Raw genomic sequence first — 19621 nt, 5'->3', positions numbered from 1 at the left:
GCGGTCAGTCGGCGAGGCGCAGGGTGCCGGCGAAGCAGGCGCCGGAGCCGGCATCCTCCAGGCTCAGGCGGCCGCCCATGGCCTCCATCAGCGAGTGCGCGATGGCCAGCCCCATGCCCAGGCCCTCGGGCTTGGACGTGTAGAAGGGGGTGAAGAGGTCGGGCTTCATCGCCTCGGAGATCCCCGGTCCCCGGTCCTGGACCCGGAACACCAGTTCCCGTGGCGTGATTCGCTCCGCGCAGACACGGACGCGATCGGCGCCGGGATGGTCGCGGCTCGCCTCCAGGGCGTTGAGCAGCAGGTTGACCAGGACCTGCTCCAGGGCGATGGGATCGGCCTGCACCCGCGGCAAGTCGTCGGGCAGGGCCGGCTCCAGGGCCACCCCGGCCTGCCGGAACTGCCAGTCGCACAGTCGCAGGGCGCCGTCCACCGCCGTCGCGAAGGCCAGGGGACGGCAGCGGGTCTGGCCCCGTCGCACATAGGCACGGATGTGGCGCAGTCGTTCGGCCAGCCCCGCCACCTGCTCGTTGATGCGGGTCAGCGGCAGGGCCAGGTCGCGTGCCGGTGCCTCCGGGGCCGCCTCGAGCCGCATCAGGGCGCCGCTGGCGTAGTTGGCGATGGCGCCGAGGGGCTGGTTGAGCTCGTGGGCGATGTTGGAGGCCAGCTCGCCGGTGGTGGCCAGCCGGTTGGCGTGGGCGATCTGTTCCTGGTGGCGCCGGGCCTGGGCCTCGGCGGCCTTGCGCAGGCCGATGTCGCGGTTGAGCAGGGATAGCCGGCCGGGTTCGCCGCCGGGCGCCTCATCGGCCAGGGCCACGCAGAGCACCGGAATCGGGCCCTCGGGGCCGCGCATGGCGAGCTCGCCGCTCCAGCTGCCGTCGCGGGTCACGGCGGGCCCGATCTCGTCGTTCAGGATGGCCAGCGACGCCTCGGTGTAGGCGTCGGCCAGGCCGACGTCGGCCGGGGGGAGGGCCAGTCCCCGGCGGGCCGCCTCGTTGAGGTAGAAGACGCGGCCGGCGGCGTCGGCGAAGAGCACGTAGTCGGTGGTGGAGGCCACGACTCGGGCCAGTCGCTCGCGGTTGGCCTCGGCCTGGATCCGCCGGGTCACGTCCCGGGAGACGCAGAGGATGTCGATCAGCTCGCCGGTGGCGGGATCGCGTCGGGTGCGGCTGGTGGTCTCGAACCAGACGTAGTGGCCGTCCCGGGCCCGGAAGCGGTAGGTGTGCTGGTAGAAGCCGTCCCGGTGGTAGACGCGCGGCGACTTGTTGAGCAGGTCGGCGAGGTCGTCCGGGTGGAAGAGGTCGTAGGCCGAGACCCCGATCAGCTCGGCCGGTGCGTAGCCGATCAGCTCCCGGGCGGCCGGCGACGCATAGAGGAAGGTGCCGTCCCGGGCGTGACGGGAGATCAGGTCGGTGGTGCGCTCGGTCAGCCAGCGATAGTGATCCCGCTCCTCGGCCAGCCGCTCGCAGCGAGCCCGGAGTTCGGCGGTCTCCGCCTCCAGCGCCGCCAGGCGCGTCCGTGCGTCCGCCATCAGTGGGCCGGATCCACCAAGCCGCCCAGCGAGGCGTTGCGCCGGAACCAGCCGGCGATGCTGGCCCGGGGACGACGGGTCGGCAACACCTCGTGGGGCACCCGGTCGGAGAGGAAGCAGACGAAGGTGCCGGCTTCGGGGCGCACCCGGGCGACCTCGCGGTCGGCATCGTCGGGGGCGAAGATCACCATCTCGCCGCCGCCGTCCTCGGGCCAGTCGGGGTTGAGGTAGCCCACGGTGGAGATGACCCGATTGGCGCGGCCCCGGAAGCTGTCCAGGTGGCGGCGATAGAAGGCGCCGGCGGGGTATTGGGCGAAATGCGCCTCGTACTCGAACAGGCCCAGGAACAGCGCCTGGTTCAGGGTCTGCTGCAGATCGCCCATGGCCTCCAGGTAGCGTCGCTGGGCCAGGCTCTCCCGGTCCAGCCAGCGGATGGCGTCGCCGCGGATGTCGCGACGCAGGTGGCGCTCGGTGCCGCGGCCGATGCCCGCCGCCTCCAGGGCCCGGCGTTCGGCCATCTCCTCGAGCTCGGCGAGCAGCGGGGCGTGGAGCGATTCGGGCAGGAAGCCCTCGCCCAGGTACCAGCCCTGCTCCACCAGGGCATCGACCAGCTCGGCCAGGCGGGCCTCGGGCAGCAGGGAAGCGTTCATTCGACGTACCTTGAGCGTTCGGGGTGGAAGTGGAGTTCGCCCTCGGGCCGCCGGAACAAGCTGATGGGCATGCCGAAGCCCTCCGCCAGCAGCTCCACCAGCATCATCGACGACAGCCCCCAGATGACGTGACCGTCATGCCGGTAGCTCGGCACATAGTAGTCGCGGCCCTCGACGCGGATCACGTCGGTGTGGGTGCGGCGGTCGGCCAGGAAGTCCGCCAGCGGCACCTCGAAGATGGCGTCCAGCTCGCGCCGGTCCGGGACCAGCGGCAGCCCCGGGGGAATCAGGCCCACGTAGGGCGTGACCTTCAGGCCGTGCAGGGAGATCACGTCCGACAGTCGGCCGAGGACCTCCACCCGGGCGGGGGGCAGGCCGATCTCCTCCTCGGACTCGCGCAGGGCCGTGGCCAGCAGGTCGGGATCCTGATCCTCCCGCTTGCCGCCGGGGAAGGCCACCTGGCCGCCGTGGGTGGAGAGATGGGTGGCGCGGCGGGTGAACAGCAGCGTCGGCACGGGGCGTGCCACCAGGGGCAGGAGCACCGCGGCCTGCGGCAGGTCGAGCCGCAGGCGCCGCGGAGCATGCGCTTGCAGGCGCTCGCGAAGATTCTCTAACATGGTGATTCCGTCGGGTTTGAACCCTTTTACCCAGTCGCCATGAGCGGCGTCAAGCCCGGACCCGACCCCTTCCCCAGCCTGCCAGGGAGCGCCATGAACTTCTGCAGCCATTGTGGTCAGCCGGTCCGCTTCGCGATTCCCGAGGGCGACGATCGGCCGCGCTTCCTCTGCGAGGCCTGCGGCACCATCCACTACCAGAATCCGCGCATCGTCGCCGGCACCCTGCCGGTATCCGGCTCCCGCATCCTGCTGTGCCGCCGCGCCATCTCGCCGCGCAAGGGCTACTGGACCCTGCCGGCGGGCTTCATGGAGAACGCCGAGACCACCCTGGAGGCGGCCGCCCGGGAGACCCGCGAGGAGGCCGGTGCCGAGGTGCGCCTGCACGGCCTCTACACCCTGATCAACCTGCCGCACATCGACCAGGTCTACATGATCTTCCTCGCCGACCTGGAGGGCGGCTTTGAGGCCGGCCCGGAGAGCCTGGAGGTGGCGCTCTTCGAGGAGCACGAGATTCCCTGGGACGAGCTGGCCTTCCCCACCATCGAGCGTACCCTGCGCCACTTCTTCGCCGATCGTCCCGGCGGCGACTATCCCCTGCACGTCAGCGACATCACGCCGGAGGATCGCGAGCGTTACTTCGGCTCCGCCTGACCCCTCCGTCAGCCTTTGCCTTTCCCGTTGCGGCCTGCGTTGCTGCACCTGCGACATGGGGCGGGACCCCGGTACCCGGGGGCTTGCCGGCTTCGCGCTATCTGAAAACGACGCGAGGATGCTGCACTTGCGACATGCTGGCGAAGGGGGGGAGGTGATGGGTTGTGGTATTCCAGTCACATCCTGGTGATGAGTGCTGTCTTGGGTATTATTGTCTAGTGGAATTTGCTAGATAGATTGCAGAATTAAAAAATATCCACTGTTACGGCTTGTAACCCTGGTCCATTGACCCGCCCGGGAGGCACCGATAAAAGGACTGCTCCAACCCAGCCATCCCGCAGAGCGTCCATCATGTCCCACTACAAGAAGACTCTCGTCCGTACCTCCGTCGCCGCCCTCGCCACCGGGGCCTTGCTGTTCGGCGCGGGTGCCGCCCAGGCCGCCACCACCCTGCGCCTGGCCACCGACTCGGGCACCCAGGGCTCTCCGGCCGGCGATACCCTCGATGAATGGAGCCGGCTGATCGAGGAGAAGTCGAATGGCGAGCTCGAGGTCGAGGTCTACTACCAGAACGAACTGGGCGGGCAGCAGGAGGTCTTCGACCTGCTGGTAGCCGGCGGCATCGACATGATGCTCAGCTGGCCGATGACGTCCTACGACAAGCGCATCGGGGTCATCTACACCCCCTACATGACGCTGTCCTGGGACGAGGCCATCGAGGCCTACAGCCCGGGTGGCTGGGTCAACGAGCTGCTCGGCGACATCTTCGCCGACATCGGGCTGAAGTTCTTCGGCCCCTGGCCGGAAGGCTTCAACGGGGTGGCCTCCCGGGGTCAGTACGCCCTCAACGTCGAGGACGCCGAGGGGCTGGCCGTGCGCACCATGACCGTCTTCCCGGCGCCGCAGACCATGCAGGCCCTGGGCTACCAGACCGCTGCCATCGACTGGGGCGAGGTCTACACCGCCCTGCAGACCGGCGTGGTCGACGGCGAGGCGGGCAACGTCATCTACTGGCCCTACGAGTATTTCCGCGACACCCTCGACTACTACGTCCACACCAAGCACTTCTTCATGACCGGCATCCTGACCATGAACATGGACAGCTACGAGCGGCTGAGCGAGGAACACCAGCAGGTGGTCAGCGAGGCGGCCCAGGCGGTCATGGAGCAGCAGTTCGTCGACGCCCGCGAGCGTGACGAGCACTACATCGCCAAGGCCCAGGAAGACGGCATGGAGTACTTCGCCCTGCCCGAGGAGACCCTCCACGACTTCGCCCGCCGCGCCCGCGAGCAGGTCTGGCCGCTCATGGAGGAGGAGCTGGGCAGCGAGATCATGGACACCATCCGCGCCAACGCCACCCCGCTGTGACGCTGCACCCCTGAACCCCGGCGCCGGCCCGCTTCCCGGGCCGGCGCCCCCGTTGCGAGGGCCCACCCATGCAACCCTTCCTCAAGGCCCTGGACGAGAAGGTCGGCTGGCTGCTCAACGCCATCGCCTTCGTGGCGAGCCTGCTCGTCGTGGGGCTGATGCTCTTCCTGATCCTGGCCCGCTACGTCTTCGGCTGGTCGCTGGTCGGCACTCTCGAGCTGGTCATGCTCGCCGGCATGTGGCTCTACATGACCGGGGCGCTGATCGCCAGCCGACGCCGGGAGCACCTGGTGGTGGACTTCCTCGAGCTGCAGCTGCGCGACGCCCGGGTCAAGGCGCTGCACCGGACGCTGGTGGCGGTGATCGTCGCCGTGATCAGCGCCTGCTTCGTCTACTGGGCCCAGCGCATGCTGGCTTGGGGCGTGCAGCGTCCCCAGCACACCCCGGAGCTATCGATCCCGCTGTGGGTCTCCCAGGCGGCCATCATGGTCGCCAGCGTCGGCTGCTTCTGCTACGCGCTGCGGGACATCTGGCAGGGGATCGCCGACCTGCGCGGCGCCCGCTACACCCTGAGCGGGGAGGAATCCTGATGGAAGGCTTGTTCGCGATCCTGTTGCTGCTGGTGCTCATGGGGCTGGGCGTGCCCATCGCCTGGTCCTTCGCCGGCGTGCTGGCCTACCTGGCCATGGCCTATGACGCCAACCTCGATACCCTGATGATGCAGGGCTTCCGCTCGGTGGACTCGGTGATCCTGATCGCCCTGCCGTTGTTCGTGCTCACCGGCTACCTGATGCAGAGCGGCGGCATCGCCAGCCGCCTGGTGACCTTCATCGAGACCCTGGTCGGCAAGCGGCGCGGGGGCATGGGCGCCTCCATGGTGCTGGCCTCCGGCGTGTTTGGCGCCATCGCCGGCACCGCCACCGCGGCGGTGGCCTCCATCGGCACCATCATGATCGGTCCGCTGGAGCAGCGCGGCTATCCCCGCGGCTATTCCTCGGCGCTGCTCGGCATCTCCTCGCTGCTGGGCATCCTGATCCCGCCGTCGATCACCATGATCCTCTTCGCGGTGGTGACCCGCCAGTCGGTGGCGGCGCTGTTCGCGGCCACGGTGGGGCCGGCGCTGCTGCTGATCCTGGGGCTGATCCTGGCCAACCGACTGGCCGCCGGCCGGCTCTTCCAGGAGGTGGCCGGTGCGACGCATCCGGCCGGCCAGGCTCCGTCCAAGGCCCGGGCGACCTGGCGGGCGCTGCCGGCGCTGAGCCTGCCCTTCATCATCCTCGGCGGCATCTACGGCGGGGTCTTCACCCCTACCGAGGCGGCGGCGGTGGCGGCCTTCGCGGCCATCGTCATCGGCTTTCTGGTCTACCGCGACCAGTCCTTCCGGCACTTCACGCGCAGCGTGATCGCCGCCTCGGAGACCACCGGCTCGATCATCCTGATCCTGCTGTTCTCCTTCATGATCGGCCGCATCCTGGCCTTCGAGCGGGTGCCCCAGGACCTCACCGAGCTGATCACCACCCTGATCCAGAACCCGCTGCTGATCCTGATCGCGGTGAACCTCTTCCTGGTGCTGGCCGGGGCCATCCTCGACGACGTCTCGGTGACGGTGGTGGTGGCGCCGCTGTTCCTGCCCTTGATGGTCGATACCGGCGTCCATCCGGTGCACTTCGGCGCCATCGTCGCCTGCTCGGTGGTGATCGGCGCGAACAGCCCGCCGGTGGCGCCGATCCTCTACATGGCCTGCCGGATCGGTCGAGTGTCGATCCACAAGACCTTCTCGCCGGCCCTGCGGCTGATCGCCTTCGTGGGCATCCCGGTGATGCTGATCACCACCTTCGTGCCCGAGCTGTCGCTGTTCCTGCCGCGCCTGCTGGGCTTCATCTAGGGCACACACGGATTCATTACTGCGCTCGATATCTTGGCCGCCGGCGATGATCGCAAGCCTCATTGACTGGGGTGTCAACTCCGGTTGCTGCGCTTCGGCGACGGCCAACCTCTCTTCGCTCATGACATGAATCTGCTCGTCCCCCGGCGTACCCGGAGCTCCGGGCAGGGGGCTCACCGGGTACGCCATTCGACTCGACGCCACGGGCCCAAGGCCCGTGGCGTCGTCCGTTACAGGTCCGCCAGCCGCCAGACGTCGTAGGCAGGCTCCTCGTAGGGGTGGGCCTCCTTCAGTGCCGCCAGCGCCTGCTGGATCAGGCCATCCTCGCAGACCAGCTCCACCTTGAGCTCCTCGACCCGCTCCAGGTCGCCGACCCGCCCGATATGCGGGTCGGCACCCGCCAGGGGGCGGAACTGGCCGGTGCCCGGCGTCTGGAAGCAGCAGGCCTCGTAGTCGCCGATCCGTCCCGCGCCCGTGGCGAAGACGGCCTCCTTGACGGCCTCGGCGTCCTCCACGGGGACGAAGAAAGCAAGCTTGTACATGGGCCTTTCCTCTCCGCTGGTGTCGAGATCCCGTTGTGCCACAGGACCTTGGCCGGCGTCAGCCGTCTCGAGGGCCGGGCCGAGAAAAAAATACTTGTCCAATAGCTGTACAGAGCCTATTGTCTGTACAGGCAGAGGCGGCGGCGCCTCTCCGCTAGGTCGAGCGCCACCCGCTCGCGTTTCCCCAGAGGAGCGAATCACCATGAATGCCTTCATCACCGCAGCACCCAAGTGGATCGGTACCGGCCTGGTGGGCCTTACGCTGGCAGGCGCCGTGCAGGCCGACCAGCACGGCATGAAAGCCGACATCGTCGATACCGCCGTGGAAGCCGGCCAGTTCGAGACCCTGGTCGCCGCCGTGCAGGCCGCCGACCTGGTGGAAACCCTCAAGGGCGAGGGTCCCTTCACCGTGTTCGCGCCCACCGACGAGGCCTTCGCCGCCCTGCCCGAGGGCACCGTGGAGGATCTGCTCATGCCCGAGAACCAGGACACCCTGCGCGCCGTGCTGACCTACCACGTGGTGCCCGGCAAGATCATGGCCGAGGACGCCATGGCCGCCGACAGTGCCACCACCGTCCAGGGCCAGGACCTGACCATCACCACCATGGACGGCCAGGTGATGATCGACGACGCCACCGTCATCCAGGCCGACATCGAGGCCAGCAACGGTGTCATCCACGTCATCGACAGCGTCCTGATGCCCGAGTGACACCTGTCCATCCCCCCACGCGGTTGTCTCGTGCAACCCCGTCCTTGCCGCCCCTCCCGGGGCGGCCTTTTTGTGTCTTTGACAAGCGGCGGCGCAGCGGCGAGTCTCCATCCCGATGAAGGAGGGAGAGAGCATCATGCCGGACGAACTCGATGCGCTGTTGCGACGTTGCGGCATCCGCCCGCTCGGGGAGCCGACGGCGCTGTCCGGCGGCGGCATCGCCGCGGTCTACCGCCTGGCCACCGATCGCGGCGAGGCGGTGGTCAAGCGCGACGCTCCTGCCCGACTGGCCGGCGAGGCGGAAGGGCTGCGCGCGCTGGACGAGGCGGGGACCCGCCTGGTGGTGCCCGAGGTCTGGGGGCAGGACCGCGGCTGGCTGGTGATGGAGGCCCTGGAGACGACGCCGCCCACGCCGGCCTCGGAGGTTGCCCTGGCGGAGGGCCTGGCCGAGCTGCATGCGCCGACCGGCGAGCCGCATGGCTGGCCCCGGGACAACGCCTGCGGCGCCACGCCCCAGCCCAACGGGCCGCTGGCCGACGGCCGGGCCTTCCAGCGCGAGCGTCGGCTGCTGCCGCTGGCCCGGGCCTGCCACGCCAAGGGGCTGCTGGATCACCGCCTGCGCGAGCGCTTGGAGGACGTGGCTCATGACCTCGAGACCTGGCTGCCGGACGCGCCGGCCTGCCTGGTCCATGGCGACCTCTGGTCGGGTAACGTGCTCCATACGCCGCGGGGCCCGGCGCTGATCGACCCCGCCGTCTACCGGCATTACCCGGAGGTGGACCTGGCGATGCTGACGCTCTTCGGGGCACCGTCGCCGGCCTTCCTCGAGGCCTACTGGGACGGTCGGCGGCCGGATGACTGGCCGCGGCGCGAGGCGCTCTTCCAGCTCTACCCGCTGCTCAACCACCTGTTGCTGTTCGGTGGGAGCTATCGTGGTGCCGTCGAGCGGACGGTAGCGCGACTGGAAGGCGCCTGATCACCGCGTCGCCGCCATCCGCGACAGCGTCCAGTCGACCAGTTCGGCGGCCAGCCGGTCCGCGGCGTGACCGAAGGCCTCGACCACCGCATCGAGGCCGTCGTCATCGCTGGGTACCACCGCCTCGACACGGTGGCTGGCCAGCACCTCGCGGCTGGCCTCGTCGAGCAGCTGGACATCCAGACGCAGCACCACCTCGGGGTTCCCCCCGCGGTAGCGGCTGTGGAACGCCCCCAGGTGGCTCGCCAGGGTGGCGTCGGCGCGCGCCCGGCTGGCATCGTCCACCACGGCGGCCAGGCGCCCGTCGAGGCGGAAGGCCTCGACCAGGTGGTCGCGCAGCAACCGCGGCGCATCGTCACGCCAGCGGGCCCCGGCATAGGCCTGGAACTCCCCGGGGGAGGGCATGACCAGCAGGCGGGGCCCATCCAGCGGGGCCCCGGCGCTCGGCGTATCGACCCGCAGGGTCAGGTCGCCGGCGGTTTCGGCGGACGCCGACAGGGAGGGCACGGGCAGCGCGAAGAGGCGCACCGGCTCGCGCTCGGGCAACAGGCCGCAGCCCGTCAGCATCACGGCCATCAGCAGGGCCGGTGTTGCCAGGATGAATCGAGGCCCGAGACGCCGGCTCATGGCCTGAACTCCCGGATGTCGTCACGGCCCCGCAGGATCCCGGCCGGATCGTACTCGAGGCGTCGCACCAGCCGGTTCAGGGCGCGAAGCGTGGCGTGCAGTTCGCGCAGGGCCGGGTCGAGCTCGCCCACGCCCTGCAGGCCCCGGCCCAGGGCCCCCTCGTGTCGGGCGGTCAGGCGATCCAGCCGGGCGGTAGCGGCTTCCAGCGACTGCATGGCGCGTCGGGCGCTCTGCAGGGTCGCGCGAGCCTCCCCGTCCAGCAGCCCCTCGGCGCGCTCGCCCAGGCGGCGGACGCTCTCGAGGGACGCCTCCAGCCGCTCGCCGGCTCGCCCGACGCGCACCAGGGTCTCGCCGAGGGTAGCGCGCTGGTCGACCAGCGACTGCGAGAGGCGCTCCAGGTTGCCCAGGGTGCGCGTCAGGCGCGCGGCGTTCTCCTCGGAGAGCAGCCGGTTGGCGTTGACCAGCAGCCGGCTGACCCGGGCGAACAGCTCCTCGCTGTTGGCGAGCAGCGAGCTCAGCGGCGAGGGCTCGGCCTGGATCAGCGGCGGGTCGTCGCGATCGCCCTGCAGGCGGGGGCTCTGGGGGGTGCCGCCGGAGAGCTGGACGTTCATGGTACCGGTGATGTTGGCCAGCGCCAGGCTGGCCCGGGTGTCCTGCTTGATCGGGACGTCGCCGTAGACGCGGATCAGGGCCCGCACCTGCCGCGGATCCCGGGGATCGAGGCGCAGCCGGACCACGTCCCCGACCTCGATGCCGCTGTACTGCACCGCATTGCCCTCGGAGAGCCCGCTGACGGCGCGATTGAAGCGAATCTCGTACCAGGCATAGTCGCGGTCGACGCTGGACTTGCCGAGCCAGAGGGCGAAGAGCAGCGCGCTGCCCAGGGTGATCACCGTGAACAGCCCGATCAGCACATGGTGGGCGCGGGGTTCCATCGTCAGGGCTCCTCCACCGGGTGGGCCGCCCGCCGGGCGGCGCGGCCGCGGGGGCCATGGAAATAGGCCTGGATCCAGTCATCGTCGGTGGCCGCGACGACGTCGAGGCGATCGGCGACCAGGACCCGGCCTCGCGACAGCACCGCCACCCGGTCGCAGGCGGTATGGAGGGTGTCCAGGTCGTGGGTGACCAGGAAGACGCTCAGGCCGAGGGCGTCGCGCAGGGTCAGGATCAGGCGGTCGAAGGCCGCCGCGGCGATCGGGTCCAGGCCGGCGGTCGGTTCGTCCAGGAACAGCACCTCCGGGTCCAGGGCCAGGGCGCGGGCCAGGGCGGCTCGCTTGATCATGCCACCGGACAGCTCGGCGGGGTACTGGATCGCGGCCTTCCCGGGCAGGCCGGCGAGGGCCAGCTTGGCCCGGGCCAGTGTCTCGGCGTCGGGGCGGGGGAGCCCGAGGTGCTCGATCAGCGGCAGGGCGACGTTCTCCTGCACCGTCAGCGAGGTGAACAGCGCGCCGCGCTGGAAGAGCACCCCGAAGCGGCGCTCCACCCGGGAGCGCGCCGGCGCGGGGAGGCGCCGGAGGTCCTGGCCGAAGACCTCGATGCCCCCGGTGCTGGGGCGCTTCAGGCCGACGATGCTGCGCAGCAGGACGGACTTGCCGGTGCCCGAGCCGCCGACCACGCCGAGGATCTCGCCCGGATAGAGATCGAGATCGAGGTCCTCGTGGACGCGATGCTCGCCGAAGCGGTTGGTCAGCCCGCGGATCCGGATCAGCGGTTCTCGTGTTGCATTCACCAGCCCATCTCCATGAAGAAAAGCGCCGCCACCGCATCCAGCAGGATCACCACGAAGATCGACTGCACCACGCTGGAGGTGGTGTGCTCGCCCACGGACTGGGCGCTGCCGCTGACCTTGAAGCCCTCCAGGCAGCCGATCACCGCGACCAGGAAGGCGAACGGCGGTGCCTTGGCGAGTCCCACCAGGAAGTGGTCGAGGGGGATATCGCGCTGCAGGATGGCCAGGAACTGGGTGAGGGAGATATCCAGGGCGAGCAGGCAGACCAGGGCGCCGCCGAGGATGCCGCTGAGCATGCCCACGAAGGTGAGGATCGGCAGGGCCAGCATCATCGCCAGCACCCGCGGCAGCACCAGCAGCTCGACGGGGTCGAGCCCGAGGGTGCGCACGGCGTCGAGTTCCTCGTTGGCCTTCATGGCGCCGAGCTGGGCCGTGAAGGCGCTGGCGGTGCGACCGGCGAGCAGGATCGCGGCCAGCAGCACCCCGAACTCGCGCAGGAAGGCGAAGGCGACCAGGTGGACGGTGTAGATGGTGGCGCCGAAATCCCGCAGCACCGTGGCACCGAGAAAGGCCACCACGACGCCCACCAGGAAGGTCAGCAGGGCGACGATGGGCAGGGCGTTGAGTCCCGTCTGGTGCACCTGGGCCACCATCGAGGTCAGGCGCCAGCGAGCCGGCCGCCAGGCGGTGGCGGCGAGGGTGACGAGCACCTGGCCGATGAAGCCGAGCAGCTGGCGCTGCTGCTGCCAGAGCCCCTCGACGAGCTGGCCGGTCCGGGCCAGGCCATCCCTCAGCGGTCGGACGGGGCGCACAACGGGCGGCTGGTTGTCGGCCATGGCCTCGCCCAGGGTGCGCAGGAGGGCACGGCGCGTCGCCGGCAGCTCGGGCGCCCAGTCGTCGATCGCGGCGAGCGGCCCGGCGCCGACCAGCTCCATCAGCAGTACGGCACCGGCGGTATCCAGGGCGTCGAGCCGAGCGAGGTCGATCCCTTCGGGAGAGGGCTCGCGGGCCAGCGCCAGGCGCTCGACCTGGCGCTTCAGGGTCGCGTAGTGCACCAGGGTCCAGTCGCGAGCCTGGGACAGGCGGCCGTTCCGCTGATCGATGTGGCCAGGATCGCTCATGGGGAGAGCATCTCGCGCGAGTCATGGTGGCCGACGGGGTCGGCACGCCTGCCTACATAGTATGACCCTGGCAAGCGGTCGTGTCGGGGAGATCGCCGGACGGGCGGCCAGCACACCGAATCGGAGGCGCGCGGTGATGGTCGGCGCAACCGCTCAACCCGTGCCGTCCCCCTTCAGCCAGCGCAGGCCGCGCTGCCACCAGGTCGGGGCTCCCTCGGCGGTGCCCGGCAACTGGCGGTGGCGGGGGCGGCCGAGGAAGTCGGCGATGGGCCACACCTGCTCGGGCCGGTCGAGCATGGGGGCGTGACCGCACCCCGGCGCCTCCAGGCTGACCAGCTCGGGCTGGGCCCGACGCATCGCCTCGATCGTCTCGGCGCGCAGCAGCGGCGAGTCGGCGCCGCGCACCACCATCAGCGGACAGCGGATCGCCTGCCAGTCCGCCCAGGTGTCACGAGGTGTGTCGTGGACGAATTGCTCGCCGATGCGGGGATCATAGTGGTAGGTCCAGCTCCCGTCAGGCAACCGCCGCGCGCTCTCCAGGGCCAGGCGGCGCCAGGCCGCCTGGTCCTCGATGCCGAATCCGGCATAGTGGCGGCGCAGTTCGGCGGCCAGCTCGCTGAACCGCGAGAATCGATGGGGCACCCCGAAGTAGCCGGCCAGGTCGGCGAGGCCGTCCGGATCCAGCTCGGGGCCGACGTCGTTGAGCACCAGGCGATCGATGCGGTCGGCGGTGATGGGATCGGCGGCGAGCCGCACGCGCAGCAGGCCCCCCATGGAGGTGCCGACCCAGGGGACCCGCTCGAGGCCGAAGTGATCGAGCACCGTGGCTGCTATGGTCATGTAATGGGCGTAGAGGTAGTCGTGCTCGGGGTAGAGCGACCAACTGGACAGGCCGCGTCCCGGGGTGTCCGGGGCCAGCACCCGCCAGTCGGGCCCCAGGGTTCGGGCGAAGGCGGCGAAATCGCCGCCGTGGCGGGCCAGGCCATGCCAGGCCACGAGAGTGCGGGGGGCGTCGGGGTGCCAGATGCGTACCGCCACCTCCAGCTCCCTGACCCGCACCCAGTCGAGCTCGTCCATGCGCGGTCGTCCTCGGTCGAGACTATGCTGCTATGCAGCGTAGCCAATTCGGGGGTGTCTGCCGAGATGGCCGACTGTTTTCTTGATCGTTGCATGATGGGCCATGGATCGAGACCGCAAACATGCGACAATGTATGTATCGTCACATTCGCAGAAGGAACTTGCCGATGAAGCCGTATCGTCCGGGGGAGGTGGGCTCTCGCTCCCTCCTGTCGTTGCTGGTGGCGGCCCTGATGGCCGGGCCGGTCCAGGCGGCCGACCTGCTGACCATCACCCGGGATGCCCTCGAGAACAACGCCGCACTGGCCTCGGCCCGTGCCGAGACCGCCGGGGTGGAAGCAGGCCGCGACGTCGCCCGGGGCGACCTCCTGCCCCAGTTGACGGCCGCCGGGCAGGTCGCCCACAACCGCCAGTACGAGCGCCAGACATCGGGGTTCACGCCAGGGTCGGGAGACGATCGCTACAACAGCGCGGGCCTGAGCCTGGAAGCCACCCAGGCGCTGTATGATGCCCGCGACAGCGCCGAGGTCGAGCAGGCCGAGCGCCGGATCGACCAGCAGACCTATCGCCTGGCGGCCACCGAGCAGCAGTTGCTGATCGACGTGGCCTCGGCCTACTTCGATATCCTGCGCGCCCATGAGGTGCTGGAGGCGCGACGCGCCCAGGAGCGGGCCATCGGTCGGCAGCTGGAGCAGGCCCGGGAGCAGTTCGAGGTGGGGCTGATCGCCATCACCGAGGTGGAGGAGGCCCAGGCACGCTTCGACCAGTCCCGGGCCGAGCGCATCGCCGCCGAGAGCAATCTCCAGGTCAGCTTCGAGACGCTCGAGCGTCTCACCGGGGAGCGCTACGAGAGCATCGAGGTCCTGCAGGACGCCATGCCGGTGACCCCGCCCGAGCCGGCCCGCCGGGACGACTGGGTGGAGACGGCCATGGAGCGCAATCCCCTGGTGCTGGCCACCCGGGCCGGCGTCGAGGTATCGCGCAGCGGTGTCGATGTCGCCCAGGCCCAGCGCCTGCCGGTGGTCGAGGCCTTCGCCAACTACGACTACGCCGACAGCGACCAGGATGGCGTCGAGGGCCATACCTCCGCCAGCCAGGTCGGCGCCCGGGTGAGCCTGCCGCTCTATACCGGCGGCCGCACCAGTGCCGGCATCCGCCAGTCCACCTACGCCCTGGAGGCCAGCCAGTACGACTTCGAGGACCAGCGTCGGCAGACCGTCCAGCGGGTGCGTTCCCTGTTCACCCAGGTCAGCAACGACGTGGCCACCGTGGAGGCCCGGGCCCAGGCCATCGTCTCCAACCAGAGTGCGCTGGATGCGACCCGTGCCGGATACGAGGTGGGAACCCGCAACATCGTCGACGTGCTCAACGCCGAGCAGAACCTGTATGACGCCGTGGCGGCCCATGCCGAGGCGCGCTTCGACTATGTGGTCAATCTGCTCACCCTGCGCCAGCAGGCGGGCACGCTGGACGTCGAGGCCATCGAGACCCTCGACGGTTGGCTCGACGAGAGTCGGAGCGTGTCGCTGACGCTGCCGGGTGCCGCCGCCGATGACCCCTATGACGCGGCCCTCGAGATCGGGGCGCCTCCGTCGCCGGAGGAGTGACACCTCTTACCCGCATGGGTGAATACCCGCATGCGCGGCTGCCAGGCCGCCGCGCGTCAACGACTTTCGATCCCCTAACGAGATAGCCCGAGATGAACACGATCCTGCAACGGACCCGGGTTGCGCTGGCCCTGGCCGCGAGCCTGATGCTGGTCGCCTGTGGCCAGGGAGAGCCCCCTCAGCAGCAAGCCGCCGCGGCCGACGCCGGCCAGGCGCCGCCGCAACCCAAGCCGGTCATGACGCTGGCCCGCCAGGACATTCCCCTGGACAAGTCCTATCCCGCCAAGCTGCGCAGCGAGAACGAGGTGACCCTGGTGGCCCGGGTCACCGGCTTCCTCGAGGCGCGCCGCTTCGAACCCGGCGAGGTCGTCGAGGAGGGCGAGGCGCTCTATGCGATCGAGCCCGACCTCTACGAGGCGACCGTGGCCCAGCGCGAGGCCGACCTGGAAAGCGCCCAGGCGGAGCTGGCGAGGGCCCAGCGCGATGCCACTCGCTTCCGGCGGCTGCTCAACCAGAACTCGGTCAGCCGTCAGCAGGTGGATCAGGCCCAGGCCGATCTCGACGTGGCCCGGGCCCGGGTGGCCCAGGCCGAGGCCGCCCTGGCCAGCGCGCGCATCGACCTGGGCTATGCCGAGGTCACCGCGCCGGTGGGGGGGGTGATCGGCCTCAGCCGCGTCAACGTGGGTAACCTGGTCAGCCCCGGCACCGAGCTGGCCACCATCACGCCGCTGGATCCGCTGGAGGTGCGCTTCCAGCTGCCCCAGGAGGACGCCTTCGCGCTGCGCCGCCAGCTGGGGAATCGCGCGCCGACGTCGATCGGGGCCAGCCTGTCGCTGCCCGGCAGCGGCGGCACCCTGGAAGGCCATCTGGACTTCCTCGGCTCCCGGGTGGACGAGGCCACCAGCACCGTCCAGGCCAAGGCGACCTTCGCCAACCCGGACGGGGCGGTGCTGCCCGGCCAGTTCGTGCGCGTGCGGCTGGCCGGCATGCAGCGCTTCGACGTCCTGGCGGTGCCGGAGATCGCCCTGACCCAGGGCCTGATGGGGCCCCAGGTGTTCGTGCTCGACGAGGACGACGTGGCCCGGGCCCGCCCGGTGGAACTCGGCGAGCTGGCCGGCCCCTGGCAGATCCTGCGCGGCGGGGTCGAACCCGGCGAACGGGTGGTGGTCGGTGACCCGGCCGGCCTGCAGCCGGGCACGCCCATCGCGCCCCAGGCCTTCGACGGCGACGCCGAAGCGCTGATGGCCAGGAACGGCGGCGAGGCCGCGTCGGGCGAAGGGAGCGGTACGCCATGAACTTCGCCAACTTCTTCATCAAGCGGCCGATCTTCGCCTCGGTGCTGGCCATCATCCTGACCCTGGTCGGGCTGATGAGCATGCGGGTGCTGCCCGTGGAGCAGTACCCCAGCGTGGTGCCGCCCACGGTCTCGGTCAACGCCACCTTCCCCGGGGCCGACGCCGAGACCGTGGCCCAGACGGTGGCCGCGCCCCTGGCCGAGGCCATCAACGGCGTGGAGGACATGCTCTACATGACCTCCACCAGCGCCGACAACGGCTCGATGAGCCTCTCGGTGGCCTTCGACATCGGCACCGACGGCGACATCAACACCATCAACGTCAACAACCGGGTGCAGGGCGCGCTGTCCCAGCTGCCCGAGGCGGTGCAGTCCCAGGGGGTGACGGTTGAGCTGAGCTCCAGCTCCATCCTGATGCTGGTCTCGCTGATCTCGCCGGAGGGGGACTACGACCGCATCTACATGCAGAACTACGCGACCCTCAACGTCCTGGACGAGCTGCGCCAGGTGCCGGGGGTGGGGTCCGCCGAGGTGCTCGGCGGCGGCGAGTTCGCCATGCGCGTGTGGATGGACCCGGACAAGCTGGCCCAGTACGACCTGACGCCCGCCGAGGTGGCTCGGGCGATCCGCGCCCAGAACACCGAGGTGCCGGCCGGCAACCTGGCAGCCACCCCCCAGTCCGACCCGCGGGCCTTCACCTACACCATCTCCGCCGGCGGCCGGTTGTCGAGCGTCGACGACTTCCGCGAGATCTTCCTGCGCACCAACCCCGACGGCTCGGCGCTGCGCCTGGCCGACGTGGCGCGCATCGAACTCGGTGCCTCCTTCTACGGGGTCGAGGCACGCCTCAACGGCGGCACCATGACCCCGATCATCATCAACCAGCAGCCCGGCGCCAATGCCCTGGAGACCGCGGCGGCGGTCGAATCGACGATGGAGGAACTGTCCGGACGCTTCCCGCCGGGCCTCGAGTACGTGGTGCCCTACGACACCACCCAGTTCATCGACGCCTCCGTGGAGACGGTGCTGCACACCTTCATCGAGGCCTTCCTGATCGTCGGCGTCATCCTGTTCATCTTCCTGCAGAACTGGCGCTTCACGGTGATCGCCATGTCGGTGGTGCCGGTCTCGGTGCTGGCAACCTTCGCCGGCTTCTATGCCTTCGGTTTCTCCATCAACCTGCTGACGCTGTTCGCGCTGGTGCTGTCCATCGGCATCGTGGTGGACGACGCCATCCTGGTGGTGGAGAACGTCGAGCGGGTGCTCGGTGAGGACGAGGACATCTCGGTTCGCGAGGCCACCGTCCAGGCGATGAAGGAGGTCGGCGGGCCGGTCATCGCCACCTCGCTGATCATGGCGGCGGTCTTCGTGCCGGTGGCCTTCCTGGGCGGGTTCACCGGCCAGATCTATCAGCAGTTCGCCCTGACCATCGCCATCTCGGTGGCCTTCTCGGCCCTGATGGCGCTGACCTTCACCCCGGCGCTCTCGGCGATCTTCATCAAGCGCAAGTGGAACGAGACCTCCACCGCCTTCGGCCGCGCGGTGCGCACGCCGCTGCGGCTCTTCGACCGGCTCTTCGCCGGCATCACCGCCGTCTACCTCTGGGTGGTCAAGAAGCTGGTGCGGTTCTGGGGACTCGCCCTGCTGCTCACCGCCCTGGTGGGCGGCGGGTCCTGGTGGCTCTACCAGAACACGCCCTCGACCCTGGTGCCGGAGACCGACCAGGGCATCGTGCTGGCCGCCGTGCAGCTGCCGGATTCGGCCTCCCTGACGCGGACCCGGGACTACATGGGCGAGCTGAGTGCGGCCATCCAGGAGATCCCCGGGGTCAAGTACTCCACGGCGGTGGCGGGCTACGACATCCTCTCGAGCTCGGTGAACACCGCGCGGGGGATCATCTTCGTCAACATGGAGCCCTGGAGCGAGCGTAACCTCACCGCCAATGAGCTGGTCGGCCGCATCATGGGCCTGGGCGCCCAGATTCCGGGCGGCTCGGCCATGGCCTTCAACATGCCGCCGATCATGGGCCTCTCGACCACCGGCGGCTTCACCGGCTACCTGCAGTCCTTCGAGGGGGCCTCGCCCCAGGAGCTCTACCAGGCCTCCGTGAAGGTCATGCAGGCCGCCGGCCAGCATCCGGCGCTCAACCGCGTCTTCACCACCTTCAACGTCAACGTGCCGTCCTTCCGGGCGGAGATCGACCGCCAGAAGGCGCTGAGCTACGGGGTCTCGCTGGAGGATCTGCACAATACCCTGGCGAGCACCTTCGGCAACGGCTTCGTCAACTTCTTCAACTACCAGAGCCGCAACTTCCAGGTCTATCTGCAGAACGAGGACCGCTTCCGCCGGACCCCGGCGGACGTGGCCAACGTCCATGTGCGCGGCGGCAACGGCGAGCGCATCCCGCTCTCCGAGTTCGTGACCCTGGAGCGTCAGGCGGCTCCCGCGGTGGTGACCCGCTTCGGCGTCTACACCGGCGCCCAGTTCCAGGGCGGCCCGGCGCCGGGCTACAGCTCGGGGCAGGCCATCGCCGCGATGGAGGAGATCGTCGCCGAGGAGCTCGGCGACGGCTGGGGCATGGGCTGGACCGGCACCGCCTACCAGGAGACCTCGGCGGGCAATGCCGCGACCCTGGCCATCGTCTTCGGCCTGCTGATGGTGTTCCTGATCCTGGCGGCTCAGTACGAGAGCTGGTCGCTGCCGCTGGCGGTGCTGACCTCGACGCCCTTCGCCTTCCTGGGCGGCATCGGCGGGATCGTCCTGCGCGGGCTCGACACCAGCGTCTATGTGCAGATCGGCATGCTGGTGGTGGTAGGCCTGGCGGCCAAGAACGCCATCCTGATCGTGGAGTTCGCCGAGCTGCAGCGCCGCGAGCTGGGCCGCTCGATCCGCGAGGCGGCGATCACCGCGGCGGAGCTGCGGTTCCGGCCCATCGTGATGACCTCGCTGGCCTTCATCTTCGGTACCCTGCCGCTGGCCCTGGCCGCCATCGCCAGCGATACCAGCAGCCATCACATCGGCACCACGGTGGCCGTGGGCATGGCCGCGGTGGCGGTGATCGGCAGCCTCTTCGTGCCGACCTTCTACGCCATGATCGCCGGCATCTCCGAGCGGTTGCGCGGCCTGATACGTCACCAGGCCGGGGATCGTCCCGCCCTGGAGCAGGACGCCGGCTGAGGGCGGCGTCGACCCGCCGACGGGCATCGTCCCCCCGGGGGCGGTGCCCGTCGGCGTGTCGGT

Annotated in this window: 18 protein-coding genes; 9 read left to right on the top strand and 9 right to left on the bottom strand. The window is 69.9% G+C overall.

Annotated features, from left to right (window positions below):
* Window positions 1-4: 4 nt before the first annotated feature.
* Genes BEI_RS12535 through BEI_RS12525 form a run of 3 tightly spaced genes read right to left on the bottom strand, consistent with a single transcriptional unit; the run spans window position 5 to window position 2795 of the window.
* Window positions 5-1528 carry a PAS domain S-box protein gene (locus BEI_RS12535; RefSeq protein ID WP_097789834.1) on the bottom strand — a complete coding sequence of 508 codons (1524 nt, stop codon included), beginning with the start codon at window positions 1526-1528 and terminating at the stop codon, window positions 5-7.
* A complete protein-coding gene (locus tag BEI_RS12530; protein WP_097789833.1) occupies window positions 1528-2178 on the bottom strand; it encodes a 2OG-Fe(II) oxygenase in 651 nt (216 codons plus the stop codon). Before BEI_RS12530 ends, BEI_RS12535 begins: the two co-directional genes overlap by 1 nt.
* Window positions 2175-2795, bottom strand: a complete 621-nt coding sequence (locus BEI_RS12525) for a CoA pyrophosphatase (protein ID WP_097789832.1) — start codon at window positions 2793-2795, stop codon at window positions 2175-2177. The genes BEI_RS12530 and BEI_RS12525 overlap by 4 nt, the downstream gene beginning before the upstream one ends.
* 93 nt (window positions 2796-2888) lie before the next feature.
* Between BEI_RS12525 and BEI_RS12520 the strand changes: the two genes are divergently transcribed.
* The 4 genes from BEI_RS12520 (at window position 2889) to BEI_RS12505 (ending at window position 6699) form a co-directional block, all read left to right on the top strand.
* On the top strand, window positions 2889-3446 hold the full coding sequence (locus tag BEI_RS12520) for an NUDIX hydrolase (protein WP_097789831.1): 558 nt from the start codon (window positions 2889-2891) through the stop codon (window positions 3444-3446).
* 351 nt (window positions 3447-3797) lie between these two features.
* Window positions 3798-4814, top strand: a complete 1017-nt coding sequence (gene dctP, locus BEI_RS12515) for a TRAP transporter substrate-binding protein DctP (protein ID WP_097789830.1) — start codon at window positions 3798-3800, stop codon at window positions 4812-4814.
* Window positions 4815-4882: 68 nt separating this feature from the next.
* Complete coding sequence (locus BEI_RS12510; RefSeq protein ID WP_097789829.1) at window positions 4883-5404, top strand: TRAP transporter small permease; 522 nt, start codon at window positions 4883-4885, stop codon at window positions 5402-5404.
* Window positions 5404-6699 (top strand): TRAP transporter large permease, encoded by a 1296-nt coding sequence (locus tag BEI_RS12505; protein ID WP_097789828.1) that lies wholly within the window; start codon window positions 5404-5406, stop codon window positions 6697-6699. Before BEI_RS12510 ends, BEI_RS12505 begins: the two co-directional genes overlap by 1 nt.
* Before the next feature lie 230 nt (window positions 6700-6929).
* Here BEI_RS12505 and BEI_RS12500 read toward each other — a convergent pair whose 3' ends face one another.
* Window positions 6930-7241, bottom strand: a complete 312-nt coding sequence (locus BEI_RS12500) for a YqfO family protein (RefSeq protein WP_097789827.1) — start codon at window positions 7239-7241, stop codon at window positions 6930-6932.
* A 202-nt stretch (window positions 7242-7443) separates the two neighbouring features.
* On the opposite strand from BEI_RS12500, the gene BEI_RS12495 reads away from it, so the two are divergent.
* A complete protein-coding gene (locus tag BEI_RS12495) occupies window positions 7444-7950 on the top strand; it encodes a fasciclin domain-containing protein (RefSeq protein ID WP_097789826.1) in 507 nt (168 codons plus the stop codon).
* A 136-nt stretch (window positions 7951-8086) separates the two neighbouring features.
* The gene (locus BEI_RS12490; protein ID WP_097789825.1) at window positions 8087-8926 is read left to right on the top strand and encodes a fructosamine kinase family protein; all 840 of its coding nucleotides are present in this window, start codon (window positions 8087-8089) and stop codon (window positions 8924-8926) included.
* Here the strand turns inward: BEI_RS12490 and BEI_RS12485 are convergent, their stop codons facing one another.
* The 5 genes from BEI_RS12485 to BEI_RS12465 all read right to left on the bottom strand — a co-directional run bounded on the left by BEI_RS12485 (window position 8927) and on the right by BEI_RS12465 (window position 13480).
* Window positions 8927-9553: an ABC-type transport auxiliary lipoprotein family protein gene (locus tag BEI_RS12485; protein ID WP_097789824.1), complete on the bottom strand. Its 627-nt coding sequence runs from the start codon at window positions 9551-9553 to the stop codon at window positions 8927-8929.
* Complete coding sequence (locus tag BEI_RS12480) at window positions 9550-10488, bottom strand: MlaD family protein (protein ID WP_097789823.1); 939 nt, start codon at window positions 10486-10488, stop codon at window positions 9550-9552. Before BEI_RS12480 ends, BEI_RS12485 begins: the two co-directional genes overlap by 4 nt.
* 2 nt (window positions 10489-10490) lie before the next feature.
* Window positions 10491-11282, bottom strand: a complete 792-nt coding sequence (locus BEI_RS12475; protein WP_097789822.1) for an ABC transporter ATP-binding protein — start codon at window positions 11280-11282, stop codon at window positions 10491-10493.
* Entirely contained in the window at window positions 11279-12403 is a 1125-nt protein-coding gene (locus BEI_RS12470; RefSeq protein ID WP_097789821.1) for an MlaE family ABC transporter permease, read from the bottom strand. Before BEI_RS12470 ends, BEI_RS12475 begins: the two co-directional genes overlap by 4 nt.
* Before the next feature lie 153 nt (window positions 12404-12556).
* Window positions 12557-13480, bottom strand: a complete 924-nt coding sequence (locus BEI_RS12465) for an alpha/beta fold hydrolase (RefSeq protein ID WP_097789820.1) — start codon at window positions 13478-13480, stop codon at window positions 12557-12559.
* 167 nt (window positions 13481-13647) lie between these two features.
* Between BEI_RS12465 and BEI_RS12460 the strand changes: the two genes are divergently transcribed.
* From BEI_RS12460 to BEI_RS12450, 3 genes are all read left to right on the top strand, one after another.
* The gene (locus BEI_RS12460; RefSeq protein ID WP_097789819.1) at window positions 13648-15087 is read left to right on the top strand and encodes a TolC family outer membrane protein; all 1440 of its coding nucleotides are present in this window, start codon (window positions 13648-13650) and stop codon (window positions 15085-15087) included.
* Between the two features lie 92 nt (window positions 15088-15179).
* Window positions 15180-16382, top strand: a complete 1203-nt coding sequence (locus BEI_RS12455; protein ID WP_097789818.1) for an efflux RND transporter periplasmic adaptor subunit — start codon at window positions 15180-15182, stop codon at window positions 16380-16382.
* Window positions 16379-19558, top strand: a complete 3180-nt coding sequence (locus tag BEI_RS12450; protein WP_097789817.1) for an efflux RND transporter permease subunit — start codon at window positions 16379-16381, stop codon at window positions 19556-19558. The genes BEI_RS12455 and BEI_RS12450 overlap by 4 nt, the downstream gene beginning before the upstream one ends.
* Window positions 19559-19621 lie beyond the last annotated feature (63 nt).

Origin of the sequence: Halomonas beimenensis (assembly GCF_002549795.1) — a bacterium.
GTDB lineage: Bacteria > Pseudomonadota > Gammaproteobacteria > Pseudomonadales > Halomonadaceae > Halomonas > Halomonas beimenensis.
The sequence above is the reverse complement of the archived record's forward strand: the minus strand, read 5'-3'. Positions and strand labels throughout refer to the sequence as shown.